General features: G+C 32.5%; 6 protein-coding genes. 1 reads left to right on the forward strand and 5 read right to left on the reverse strand.

All coding sequences use genetic code 11. The features are described from left to right. Window positions 1–20: 20 nt before the first annotated feature. Together BR73_RS0123930 and BR73_RS0123935 are read right to left on the reverse strand one after the other, a co-directional pair. Entirely contained in the window at window positions 21–1,724 is a 1,704-nt protein-coding gene (locus tag BR73_RS0123930) for a VWA domain-containing protein (protein WP_033168323.1), read from the reverse strand. 108 nt (window positions 1,725–1,832) lie between these two features. Further along, the gene (locus BR73_RS0123935) at window positions 1,833–2,558 is read right to left on the reverse strand and encodes a hypothetical protein (protein ID WP_033168324.1); all 726 of its coding nucleotides are present in this window, start codon (window positions 2,556–2,558) and stop codon (window positions 1,833–1,835) included. Window positions 2,559–3,301: 743 nt separating this feature from the next. Between BR73_RS0123935 and BR73_RS0123940 the strand changes: the two genes are divergently transcribed. Continuing rightward, window positions 3,302–6,514, forward strand: a complete 3,213-nt coding sequence (locus BR73_RS0123940) for a X2-like carbohydrate binding domain-containing protein (RefSeq protein WP_033168325.1) — start codon at window positions 3,302–3,304, stop codon at window positions 6,512–6,514. Between the two features lie 337 nt (window positions 6,515–6,851). Here the strand turns inward: BR73_RS0123940 and BR73_RS0123945 are convergent, their stop codons facing one another. Genes BR73_RS0123945 through BR73_RS27910 form a run of 3 tightly spaced genes read right to left on the reverse strand, consistent with a single transcriptional unit; the run spans window position 6,852 to window position 14,004 of the window. Next, on the reverse strand, window positions 6,852–9,782 hold the full coding sequence (locus BR73_RS0123945) for an alkaline phosphatase family protein (RefSeq protein ID WP_033168326.1): 2,931 nt from the start codon (window positions 9,780–9,782) through the stop codon (window positions 6,852–6,854). Between the two features lie 48 nt (window positions 9,783–9,830). Continuing rightward, window positions 9,831–12,923 carry an HAD-IA family hydrolase gene (locus BR73_RS0123950; protein ID WP_033168327.1) on the reverse strand — a complete coding sequence of 1,031 codons (3,093 nt, stop codon included), beginning with the start codon at window positions 12,921–12,923 and terminating at the stop codon, window positions 9,831–9,833. A 43-nt stretch (window positions 12,924–12,966) separates the two neighbouring features. Next, on the reverse strand, window positions 12,967–14,004 hold the full coding sequence (locus BR73_RS27910) for a class I SAM-dependent methyltransferase (protein ID WP_051685538.1): 1,038 nt from the start codon (window positions 14,002–14,004) through the stop codon (window positions 12,967–12,969). Window positions 14,005–14,014: the final 10 nt, after the last annotated feature.

Here is a 14,014-nt window from a genome sequence, read left to right on the forward strand (position 1 = left end):
CTAGCTTTATCTGCTAAATACTACATCTGTGCATTGAACAAACTTTTAATCTTATAGATAACATCATCTGAATCAGCATTAATACTGGAGGCTTCATTTATATCAGAGATTGTTTTAAGCGCTTCAATGTCTGCGTTGTAACCTATGGTATAGATTGGAATACCGGATTCTTTAATTACCGGAGATACATAATCAATAGAGTTACCTTCGTTGGTTGCTCCATCACTTAAAAGAAACAGCATGAGCTTGGCATTGGGATTACTTTTCTTTGCCTCCAGCAGCATATTGACACCAACAGTTATACCATCATAGGAAGCTGTCCCACCTGCTGCCTGTAAGTCCTCTACCGCTCCTTGAAAATATGCTCTCTGATTCAAATCAAACTTTGCAATAGGAACTTCTACCACTACATCAGAACTATAGCTTACAAGACCTATACTGTTATTATCCTTAATATACTCTGCTCCGTTAATCAGACTCTTCTTAAGCTGTAAGAGAGGGTCGCCGTCCATGCTGCCGCTGGTGTCGGCTACGAATACGGCTATAATATCCTTTCCCCCGTCTTTGTTCTCTTTCCAAAGTTTCTGTGCTTCCAGAATACCTCTTCCGGTAGTATCATAGGACTCACCGGCATAGTCATTGTTTCCATTAAAGCCATATTCCGCCGCTAAATTCTGGGCTTTACTACCTGTAGCATATTTTATAAACTCCTTTATGGCAGCTGTTTTATCAGAAGAAAGATTGCCTACTGCATAAAGTGGATTATCATGTCTTATACCAAAAGGAATGAATTCATATTTGGAAAGCTCTTTGTCATTGATGTAGGTCTGATATTCCATGATCATACCCTCCAGCTTACCGGAGGAGGCACTGTCTCGCATCTGCATGGTGGTATAAGCTACATACGGTATATTATTCTGAAACTTAGTAAATCCTTCTTTTGCTGTATTGCTTAACATATCATTGGAATCAAAATTATGCAGGGTACTTAATAAGAAATTAAGGCCTGTTGCACTTGCCAGGGGATTGGTATAACCCATGATCAGGTTGTTATCCACTACCGCTTTAACAACGGTACTAAAGTCTGCTTTACCGTAGTTTTGCTCCAGTTTGGCTTTGGCGTCTTTGCTGATCAGGATACCGGCAACATTGCCAAGCAGCCTGTCTGCCGCAACCTCTACTTTTCCGCCCTGAGAAGCTACAAGCTCTCCCCATAGCTTGGAAGAAGGTGTATAAGCCTCCGGAAGATACTTACCGGAGATAATATAATCTGCTCCCTGGCCGGAGGATACATTTCTGACAGATACCGAAACTGTCTTCCCATCTATCTCTATGTTTTCCTTATTAAAATCCTCTGCCGTTTCGATCAGCCAGCCATCTTTGTCAGCTCCTGCCTTTTCCGGACTGGAAAAAATTTCAATATCGATATCTCCTGTTCCGGTTACGGTTAAGGGATATTTATCTATTTCCGGTAATTCGTCATACAGACTGGGCGGTGTAAGTTCCACCGAAGCTTTTCTTGGTGTGGAGGTAGTGACATTGATACTCTGAGTCAGATAATCAAGCTTAGCATTTAAGTCTTTCTCTGAATATGTTTTAAACGCACTGTCACTCTTCTCTTCTTTCTTGCTATTTCCACTTAAGGCACCTACGATTATCAGAACTATAACAAAAACAAGGGCAATACCTAAAATAAATTTGAATACTTTTTGATTATTTTCCATCTTTTGCTCCCATCTGCGTACTTTGTACGCCTACAAAATCAGTGGGAGTGAAAGGACTTCACTTTCACTCTGATCCTAGCTGTATATCTTTATGCACCTGCAATTTTATTACTGGTACTTTTTCTTTAAGTCTTCAAGCTGGCTATCTTCATTTCGTCGTAAATTCTGCATAGCCGTAATGATATCTGTAAGTTTACTGATATCAACTTCACTTTCAGATCCACTCATACCGGAGACTTCCGTAATTAATTTTTCAAACTCCATCAGAACCTGATCATTTTTATTAATATATTCTTCTATATATTCTAAGTTCTGTTCTACCAGGAAAACCTGTAATTTATCATCGAATATTTTAATCCGGTCAATGATTTTATCCGAGTTAAAGTCCAGTGAATTTTCCACCAGTGCTGCCATATCAGCGATGGCTCCGCTCTGTTCTCCCTGCAGCTCTTCTAAAAGTGATGAGAAAACATCCTTTCGTCTGTAAAAGCTTTCAATCTGCTCGATATTTCTATTAATGCTGCGATAAAGCCGTTTCATATAGCTGCTAGAAAATCTCTGCTTGCGAATGTATGCCGTGAACCAATATTTCTTCCTGCCAAGCTTTGTTACTTCCTTATCCTGTGTAATCACGTCGATGGGCACATCAAAGACCTGACGGTATATCAGTATTATAGCACCTGCCAATACTACAAACACAGCTGTTATAAAAAGGGCTTTGATAACATCTGAGCTGTTTGAAAAGTTCTTTATGATGATAAAAGCTATTGGTATTGTTAATATTCCTGCAAGTATTACCAATCCATACAGGGTAAGGTTCTTTTTATTCTTCATGTTAATCTCCATTCGCGTCTTGGTGAACTTAAATAAGAAGTGGAAATTGCTTTTTATTTCCGCATTAGCTCATATTACCTGCTGCATCAACTCGCAGATGCGGCACTGCCACAAGTCAGGGTGTGACAACTGGTCATGGAATCTTTTGGCTTTTAATAATCTTAATATTCTTTTCGGCAAAAGTCAATTATTGTAGATTAATATTTTGTTAAAATATACTATTATTATGATGTGAGATTGTGAAACATCATCATTGACAAAAGTCATGTTATTATGTAGTATTAAATTATATTTTGTAAATATTTAACACTTCTTGACTGCTTGTCACATTCCTAATTCTTTTCATCAGCATATGCTCCGAAGGATTACTAATTTGCCCGGAGTTTTCAACAACTTGCTTAATATCCCGACTAGATTATTACGCTATTATATTAATTAATCTCATTATTGCTTACATAATATCAATTAGTGTACAGACAGCTCAGCTTAACTATTTACCTTAAGCTTCCTTATGCTATCAATAGTGAGCATTTATTTATTACTGTGCATAATGGCACGCCATTTTATATATATTCAATACTATTTTTGATACAAAGAAAGGAGGAAATGAAGGTATTTCAGACTTAAAGGTTGTAGCCATTATACAAAAAATGTGGAGGGTATAGTACTAAAGAAAGACTTTTTTAGTACAACTAATTAAGGAACGGCCAATCTAATTGGCAGTTCAGAAAAGAGGGTAAAAAATGAAAGGAAAATTTAAGATTGCTATCGGCGTATTAACAGCAGCGGCTATGGTTATTACCACTGCTGCCTCACTTATGCTTCCGGCAGTGGTATCTGCTGAAGTAACAAGTGAATCCTACAACTGGCAGAATGTACAGATTGGCGGAGGCGGATATGTAGACAACATTATTTACAATCCAGGGGAAAAAGATCTTATTTATGCAAGAACCGATATGGGCGGTGCATACCGCTGGAATCCTTCTACTCAGAGATGGATTCCTCTAACAGATACCATCGGCTTTGATGACTGGAACAACTTAGGCTGTGACAGCCTTGCAGTTGATCCCGTGGACACTAACCGTGTATACATAGCGGCAGGTACTTATACTAACAACTGGACAGTTTCTAATGGCTGTATCCTGCGTTCTACGGATAAGGGAAATACCTGGCAGTTAACACAATTGCCTTTTAAAGTTGGTGCAAATATGATGGGCCGTTCCATGGGTGAACGTCTTGTAGTTGATCCTAAAAGCAACAATGTTCTATACATGGGTACCCGCAATGGTAACGGGTTATGGAAAAGTACCGATTACGGTGTAACCTGGAGCAAGGTGACTACATTTACAGAGGTTGGAAATTTTGCCCCTACAGATCTTGATCCCACAGTTTATGATAATACTCTTACCGGTGTGGTATGGGTAACCTTTGATCCCAGTTCAAGTACAGCCGGCTCACCCTGCAAAACAATTTATGTAGGAGTAGCCAATAAGGCTAAAAACGGCGAAGCAGCTAAAGATACAGTATTTTATACTACCAACGGCGGTTTAACCTGGAGTGCGGTTGCCGGTCAGCCAAAAGACGGTTATTTCCCTCAACACGGAGTACTGTCCTCTGATGGTGTTCTGTATATACCGTACAGCAACGGTGTAGGCCCTTATGACGGTTCAAAGGGCGATGTATGGAAATACAATACCAAAACAAGTATTTGGAGCAAAATAAGCCCTGTTCCTTCTACCAGTGATGACAATTATTTTGGTTACGGCGGTCTCTCAGTGGATGCACAGAAACCAAATACACTTATTGTGACAGCCTTTAACAGCTGGTGGCCGGACTCCAACATTTACCGTTCCACTGACGGAGGCAGTACCTGGACAAGATTCTGGGATTGGAACGGCTATCCTGACCGTACTCTTCGTTATACACAGGATATCTCCCTTTCCCCCTGGCTAACCTTTGGTAAACAAGCAGAACCTCCAATCCCTTCTCCTTTAATTGGCTGGATGATGGGCAATATATCCATCGATCCCTTTAACTCTGACAAAATGATGTATGGCACCGGAGCAACGGTTTATGGAACGGATAACTTAACCGCTCTGGATACCGGCGGAAAGGTTAATCTTACAGTAAAAGCTTTGGGAATAGAACAGACAGCCGTTCTTTCCCTCATAAGTCCTACAACCGGTACTGCACACTTAGTCAGCGGACTGGGTGATGTTACCGGATTCGTACATAACGATCTTACAAAAGTACCTAATATGATGATGATTACACCTAAATTCTCATCTACTACCAGTATGGATTATGCTGAACTTAATCCTACTAAATATGTAAGGGTAGGAAATACCGAAGCCGGTAACCATCCCCGTATAGGTATATCTTATGATTCCGGTAATAACTGGTTCGCCGGTACAAACAGTTGGTCTACAAACGATACAGACAGCACCGGAGGCGGTAAAGTGGCTATGTCTGCAGACGGAAATACTATTGTATGGGCACCCTCCGGAAAAGCACCTTCCTACTCTACAACTACAGGAAGCTCCTGGACAGCCTGCTCCGGTCTGCCGGTGGATGCGTTTGTCGCATCTGACCGTGTTAATCCCAATAAATTTTACGGTTTTTCCGGAGGAACTTTCTATGTAAGTACAAATAAAGGTGCTACCTTTACAGCTGCTGCCACAGGACTTCCTGATCCTTCCTCCAGTCCTTCTCCTGAAACAACACCTGTTAACTTCAAGGCTATGCCCGGTATTGAAGGTGATATCTGGCTGGCAGGCGGTAGTGAAGGTTATGATTATGGTTTATTCCATTCAACTGATTCAGGGGCTACTTTTACAAGAATAAATAATGTGCAGGAGGCTGATGTAGTTGGTTTTGGTAAAGCAGCTCCCGGTGCAAATTATATGGCACTTTATATTTCAGCACAGATTGACGGAGTAAGGGGAATCTTCCGTTCAATAGATACCGGTGCCAGCTGGGTAAGGATAAATGATAATAATCACCAGTATGGCAGAGTAAATATGTGTATTACTGGTGATCCGAGAATTTTTGGACGTGTTTATGTAGGAACGAATGGAAGGGGTATCGTATATGGTGATTCGACAGTAACACCTACTGTTACACCGACACCGACTACAACGCCTACTCCTACAACAACTCCTACGCCTACGGTTACTGTTACGCCTACCCCAACAACTACTCCTACACCTACGAATTCAGCTTCTATTTCACCTGTAACGGCAGCTTTTGATAAGAATACCACCAAGCAGGCGGATGTAACGGTAACGATTACTCCTAATGGTAATACTTTGAGTGCTATTAAGAATGGTACAACTGTGCTTACGGCAGGAACTGATTATACGGTATCCGGTAATACGGTTGTGATTAAGAAGGCTTATCTGGCAGGCAGGACTGTTGGAACTACCAGTTTGACTTTTGATTTTAGTGCCGGTACTGATCCGGTTCTTAGTATTGTGATTTCGGATACGACAAATAGTGGCAGCAGCGGATTGACAGTTCAGATGTATAATAATGGACTTGCTGCCAGCTCTAACAGTGTATCACCGCAGTTTAAGGTGATTAATAATGGCAGCAGTGCTATTAATCTGGCAGGATTGAAGCTGAGATACTATTTTACGGATGACGGGGCTACTTCACAGAGCTTCTGGTGTGACTGGTCTTCTGTTGGTTCTGCTAATGTAACAGGGGCTTTTGTGGATATGGCTACCGTTAAGACTACAGCGGATTGTTATCTTGAGATCAGCTTCTCCAGTGGAGCCGGAAGTCTGGCAGCTGGGTCCAGTGCGTTTATTCAGAGTAGATTTTCTAAGAGTGATTGGAGTAATTATACACAGAGTAATGACTATTCCTTTAATTCAAGTGGTACGAGTTATGGGGATTGGAGTAAGGTAACGGCTTACTTGGATGGTAGTTTGGTTTGGGGGGTGGAGCCGTAGATTTATTTAATCTCAGTTAATTATTTAAACAATTTACCACATAATTAAAAAACTCTATTTTACTAAGTAGAGTGGAATCATTGAATGTGTGAAGAAAAGTTTGTAAATAAATCCTCTATTATATTATTAGAGCTGGTAAGCTATAATGAGCTTCCAGCTCTTATTATATATATTTATAATTAATGCATTTTAAGAAATGACTAAATACTCCACTTCTTACTATAAAGATTTTGTAAAATAAGAATTTCATCATGTCATGGTTCTGTACTTTGTTATCACGGACAATAAAATGAACAGAACTTCTTTCTAAGTTCGCACTCAGGGCTATAATAAAATTTTAATATTCAAATAAATAATAAGAATAACCTTTTCCAAAAATATAATCATATTGCAATAATTCTTGTATATACAGAGCCCTTGTTTGCTCACCTTGTATAGGGTTACTAATACTTCCATCTTGATTAACAACAATTCCAGATGTGTATGCTGGAATTTTTTCGCGTGTTTTATTGAGATATTCAAAATATTTATTGGATTCTAAGTCAAAAATTTGTACTATATAAGGAAATATATAATTTGCACCTATAGTACCCATATTCAACTTAATCTCCTTATAATTAGACCATGCAACTATGGGAGTTAAATGTTCTTCATAAAATTTTTCGTCAGTATTAAGTCCATCTAGAAATCCAGTTAATTCAAACAAACTCTTTTTGTTATTTTCAATGGGATCTGTCATATGGTCTCCAAAGAATATAATTATTGTTGGTTCTGATATACTCTTAAAATAGTTTATCAGTTTATTTAAAGCTTCATCAGAAGCATGAAGACCTGCAACAAAATCCTTGGTACTACCCATATCTAAAGTTTCATTATTTTTTAGTGTGAATGATATTTCAGTCTCATTATTTAATTTACTATACATATAACCACCATGATTTTGCATAGTTACTGTAAAATTAAACCACGGATTACTAGATTCTTTCTTATGTTCCTCATACTGATTAATGATTTTTTGAGTTAGCTCATTATCAGATATAAAGTCACGAACTCTCTCTGCATCTTCATCGAAATCATTTATTGATAAAAATTCGTCAAATCCTATTAGTGGATAGGCAGAACTCCTATTATAATTTTGAGCATTATAGGGGTGTATTGCTTGCGTATCATACCCTAGGCTCTTCAAAAAATTAGGAATTGAAAAGAAACCCTTTCTAATATTATCTAAATAAGGAGTGCGATCTAATGGTAAAAAAGCTGTTGAAAAACCTGTTAATGCTTCGAACTCAGTATTAACAGTCCCCCCCCCAAAAACATTAGTAAGAATTTCACCTGAAATTGCGCTATTTTTAAGATAATTTATTGTAGGAAATACTTCATCATAAAATTGAATATTATTAATTCTAGTAATATCCCAAAATGATTCACTCATTATCATTATAATATTGGGTTTAATGTTAATTTTATTACTTTTCACCTTTAAACTATCGGTTAATTCATCTACAATTTCAATTACTTTTTCTTTATCATAATTATCAGGTGCTTTTGCTTTATATAAAAATTGTGTATTATCAATAAATGCTGTTATTAACCCATTTTCTTTATAATAAACATCCGCCTCATAAGTATTTATAACTTTGCCATTTAAGAACGAAGTTTTATAATAAAATAGCAATAATACCGCAAACATAATAAACAACATACTCTTAACCTTACAGTTAATACAATGATATTTTACATTAAATTTATGAATAGCAAATATACTTACTAAATAAATTATAAAAACAACAATAAAAGATTGTGGTATATGCAGTTTTAAATCACTTGCAATACTTGTCAAATCTTTAATTAAAGTAAAATCCCAAGGAAAAATTGGAGTTCCTCTATATTGCAATTTATAATAATTAATTATTGCTATACATATTAATGAAATACTAGTTATATAATATGCAATCCTATATCCTATTAATGTTTTTAATAATAAAATTATTAGTAATATAAACGTAAGTCCCCTTAAAAACTCAATAAAATACGTATTAATCCATATAATAGCTCTTCCTATTCCATTATACTGTATTACAGACACATAGAAAACACATATAAGCGATAGCAAAAATACGAATATAATTTGTGAACTATAATTAGAAAGCTTTAAACAAATTTTAGGTTCCAATAAGCTTAATAAAAAATACACAAATAAAAATATTAAAAGTGTAATTCCTATAAACAAGCTCCTATTTTCTAAAAAGTATAAATAGAAGATTTTATTTGAATGATAATTATATGTATAATATCCCCATTCTATATTATCATATAAGTCTAATATTTCATTAGTTCCATCACTAATATTAATGCTTACATTTCCTGCTCCAACTTCTTTTACAAACTTTACACTTAATGATTTAACATTTTCTAGATTTAATATCATTGTTGATGGAGAACTACTATTCATTGATTGATACATTGTATCTTCTACATTCCAATTTCCCATCTTTTTTAGCTCATATAAATTAATTGGTTTATTATTAACTATTATTTCCCATATTCGAACGTTATTGCTTAAAGCTAACTTATTTTTAGTTGCTAAAGATGTGATTTCTAAAGTTATATCTTTACTAATGTTATCGAAGGGTATTAACAATGTACTAATACAAAAGTAGGATATGATGACCATTACCATTACTTTAATAGAATATTTTATTTTTTTGAAAAAGGATATATTATTCTTTTTATAATTCAATATTATTAAGTTGAATAAAATTAGCAAAAATAAATATATAATAATATAGCAAAAAATATAAAAAGATATTATTTTTATAATTGGTATCTTATATTGAAATGTTTCATATCCCCAATCATTACTATAAAGATCAATTTTTGTATTAATATCATCTATTCTTATATCTACTATACCTGAACCTATTTCCTTTATAAATGTTATTGATACTTTGCTACTACATTTTATTGGAATAGTTAGCTTATTTGCATTATTATTATCAAAGGCAACAATTGTTTTATCTTCTTCATAAAAAAACCATTCATTTTTTAAGCTTATATTTTCCAGATCTTGTGGTATATTATCGATTGAGATTTCTTTAATTCTTATATTATTAGATAATGCATTTGAATTTTTATCTGATGTTGCAGTTATATTAATATTAAATTTATATCTAGGTTCTAACTCAAAAAAAAATGATAATATTATTAGTATCACGAAACCTGTAAATAGTATTGGAATTTTAAAATATTTATTATTTAATCTAATCATTAGTTCTCCATTCAATTTATGTTACATAAAATAGCTAAAATTATTGAATTAAGAATTTCTCCTAAAAAACTTTCTATATAGCCATCTACTTGTCCTAAAAATTATTTTATGATGCCTAAGTTTAGTCCATAATTTTATTCGTAATATATCCTTATCTAATATCCAGTATAAAATTACTCTTTTTAATTTACTATTGATATTATTATAATTTGGTTTGATGAGGGGGTTATAAGGAGCATTTATATGACCATAATCGGGATATCTATCTAGTTCGTTATTAATAAATTCTTCTATATTTATTTGCTCTTTAGCTCCGTAAACTAAATCTTCAAAATAAGAAGAGCTAAAAATCTTTCGATCATTTCTATTTGAAAATCTTAAATAACTCTCAAAAGGCATAGATACTTCTTGACCTTTAAAGGTAATATGAGACAAGTGACATCCAAATGCTCCCATAAAATCTTTAGCAAATTGTATTGCCCCTTTATGAAGTAGCCTTGTTATTAGTTCATCTTGATAATTTTTTTCTCTAAATTCAAATTTAGGAATTACATTAAAATTTATTATTTCAAAACCTATGCATGAACCAGAACTTTCAGATAGAATATGTTCGCGTATTAAACCTGTCATTACTGGAGAGTAGTCGTAAAAACTATCAATATTAAAATCTAACTTTCGCTTGTTATTAAATGATCTGTTATTATCAGAATGAATAAATAATACATCAATTCCTTTACCTAATATATAAGATAATGCCCCTTGTATTCTACCGCTATACCCCATATCAAATGCAATATCGTTTTCATTTATTCTTTTATAATATTCTTTTGCTATATTCAAAGAATTATTATGTTTATAATTATCATAAAATAATTCTATAAAAATATTAATAAAATAATTATACTCTTTTCTGTTATTAAATGTCTTGTAATAAAGAATCCCCTTTGATTTTAAAATATTTATAACATTTTGCTCATTTGTATGTTTACTACAAAATTCAAGTAGCTCCATTAAAGATTTTGGGGAGTGATTTCTATATTCTATGGGTAGATCAAATAAATCTAAAGTAGTCTTAATCATTCCAGGTAGTATAGCTCTTCTAGATATCTGTAAATATTCCGCTTCAGGTCCTTGAGTTATATAATTTTTATATTCTTTATAAATTAGCATAGGAAGGTAACCATCTCTAGCCATAAAATAAATTTTATTTTTATTTCTTTTATAACCTTCTATGTTTAACCACTGTGATAATCCAAGCATATGCATACCTAAAAGATAATAACCAATAAAATAAGGATCAATATTATAATCGCTATTTGTATTAAAACTTCTATATGGATTATCAAAGTACTTATTTGCAATAATTGCCAACATAGACCTAAATCCTAAAGACTCTAATGTCTTATTTGCATCTTGATAACCATTACTTAGCAATATAAAAGCGTTACCACAATTATTGGTAACTAATTTATCTATTTTATTTTCAAAAACTTCTATCCCTTTAGGCATAAAAACTGTGTTTATACCTGATGCTTTAGCCATATCAATATCACTATGCCAGGTATCACCAATATGTATAATTTTATTACCTTTTGTTTTTAGTTCTCGTAAGACCTCTTTATATAAATCTCCTGAATGTTTTGTTAACTTTTTATCAGAAGATAAGAATAATCTATAATAATCTTTATACCCGTTTTTATCTAATATTTTCTTAATAGTTTCTATATCTAAATACATATCTGATATAAAAATAATCTTTTTCTGCAAATAATTAACTAAATCATATATCTCTTTTGAAGCTTTTCTTTGTTTACAAAATTCTATCTCTAATAATTTTTCTTCATTCATAAGATCATCAGTAATCTTTTTATCTATATGAAATTCATTACTAATAGTATCATATATATCTTTTATATCTATATCTTGATATGAAGAATTAATAAAATATTGTTTTTCTCTGGCTCTTTTTTCTCCCTCTATTCTAATATTATAGAAATCTATGTTACTTGGAAATATTTTTTCAAATTTTTCATTTAATAATTTGAAAAGATCAGTAGGATTATAAAATGGTCTAGTAATGATAGTATCAAAAATATCAAAACTTACATATTCATATTGATTCTTAGATATTATCTCCTTATTATATTCTAGTCCACCATTCCAATCTGTAGTAATTGAAGAAAAGAAATAATCATCCGAACAACATTTTTCCTCGTAATCTACCAAAAAACTATTCAATATATTGATTGCTTGTTTTAATTCATTACCAGTAAATTTTTCTAGTAAACCTCTCCACATTCTCGAATATAATTTTCTAAACTCAGAAAATAAATTTATATAAATTGTATCAGCTTTTACTAATACAAAAAATTCTTCAACAAAATTAAAAACATTACTTATATCAGAGATATTTTTTTTAAATTTATTTATCGTTATATTATTATTATTAGTAGATGCATTGTCATTTTCACAGTAAAAATATGCTTCATTACTTATTTTAGTAACTTTATTAGCATAATAAAACAATAAGGTTGAAAAAGCTATGTCTTCAGTCATGATTATATGTTTATTCATATTTTTATAATAAGGATAACATTTATCCCATAAACTTTTCTTATATATTTTATTCCATATAGTATGCCATGAATAACAAAGACCTTTTTGGTTAAAATAAGCATCTTTAACCTGCTCTCCTAATAATGACTCAAATTCTAGACTTGAATTATGAAAATTATAAACATATTTACTTCCATCTTTTCTTTCATGTACAGTATTGCCTATAACTATATCAGCATCTTCGTCCATAGCATTAAACATTAATAGTCTATAAAAATCATAGGATATGTAGTCATCACTGTCTACAAAAGCAATATAATCTCCGGTAGCTGCTTCCGCACCTGACAACCTTGTCTGAAAAAGTCCCTTATTAGTTTTATGGGATATATACTTAATCTGTTTTTCTGTGTAATCTTTTTCAAGAAACTCATTTACAATTTTTTCAGCGTCTCCTGGTGAACTATCATTAACTATGATTAATTCAATATTTCTATAACTTTGGCTAAGAATACTATTTAAACATCTTTTTAGATATTGCTCAGTGTTATATACAGGTATAATAACAGATATTTTTTTCTCTTTCATGTAACACTCTCCCCTTTCTTCATAGTGTATATAAGGTCATATATTATATTTTTTCTTCAGTTTGCTTCTCAAGTTTCATTATATAATCATTTTTCTCTTGTATAATCAGCTTATATTCTTCTAGTATTTTATTCTTTTCCTCATCACGTTTTTCAAGTTCACAAATATAATTATCTTTCCCCTGAACGTTATTTTCATAATCTTTTAAAATCCAGTTTTTTTCTTCATCTCTTTTTTCTAAATCCATAATATACTGGTTTTTTTCGAGAACACTATCACTGTATTTATTTAAGTGATCATCTTTTATCTCTATTTGTTTGTATAAATCCTTTATATGCGTCTCATGATTTAATTTAATAAAATACTCTTTTCTTAATTCATTCTTATAGAGGACTGCAAGCTCGTTATTCAATCTTTGATACCTGTTAATATCGATATTTTTTATAAAATCTAAATACATCTCTTTAGATAAAAATAAAACACCTAATCCTAGGCTAAAATCAAAATTAATAGTATAAGGATAAATTTTTGATACTTCCAACCAATATTTATGAGATCCCATAATTTCATTATTAACCTTATCTTCACTTATATCATGAAAGAAGATAACACCATTATTTTTTACTTTTGGTATCCAGCTCTCAAAATCATGCTTGACATCATCATAATCATGCGAACCGTCTATATGCAATAAATCTATGGTATTATTCTCGAAATTTATCAAAGCTTCATCAAAGAACATTTTATATATATGATTATTAGTTTTAGTATATATTTCGTTAATTATCTTTTTGTAATTCTCATATATATTAATTTCTTGATAATCATGCTCTGTAAATCCATCCCCTTTCCAAGAATCAATAGCATAAAATTGAGAATCAATATTTTTATCTTTAATAGCTTGCAAAAATGAAAATGCTGAACACCCCCAATGTGTACCTAATTCTACGACCTTTTTGGGTTTATAGTAGCACATAAAATCATATGCAAAATATCTATGACCTGACCAGGGTGCATATTCTAATAAAGATTTATTTAATCTATCACATTCAAAGTATGGCTGATTATATATCCATTCCATTTTAATTCCT

The organism is Clostridium sp. KNHs205 (genome assembly GCF_000702945.1).
Lineage (GTDB): Bacteria > Bacillota > Clostridia > Lachnospirales > Lachnospiraceae > Anaerocolumna.

What these genes read in the sequence shown, in the direction of transcription:
- BR73_RS0123930 (WP_033168323.1), bottom strand. Translation starts at nt 1,724, where the DNA reads ATGGAAAATAATCAAAAAGTATTCAAATTTATTTTAGGTATTGCCCTT.
- BR73_RS0123935 (WP_033168324.1), bottom strand. Translation starts at nt 2,558, where the DNA reads ATGAAGAATAAAAAGAACCTTACCCTGTATGGATTGGTAATACTTGCA.
- BR73_RS0123940 (WP_033168325.1), top strand. Translation starts at nt 3,302, where the DNA reads ATGAAAGGAAAATTTAAGATTGCTATCGGCGTATTAACAGCAGCGGCT.
- BR73_RS0123945 (WP_033168326.1), bottom strand. Translation starts at nt 9,782, where the DNA reads ATGATTAGATTAAATAATAAATATTTTAAAATTCCAATACTATTTACA.
- BR73_RS0123950 (WP_033168327.1), bottom strand. Translation starts at nt 12,923, where the DNA reads ATGAAAGAGAAAAAAATATCTGTTATTATACCTGTATATAACACTGAG.
- BR73_RS27910 (WP_051685538.1), bottom strand. Translation starts at nt 14,004, where the DNA reads ATGGAATGGATATATAATCAGCCATACTTTGAATGTGATAGATTAAAT.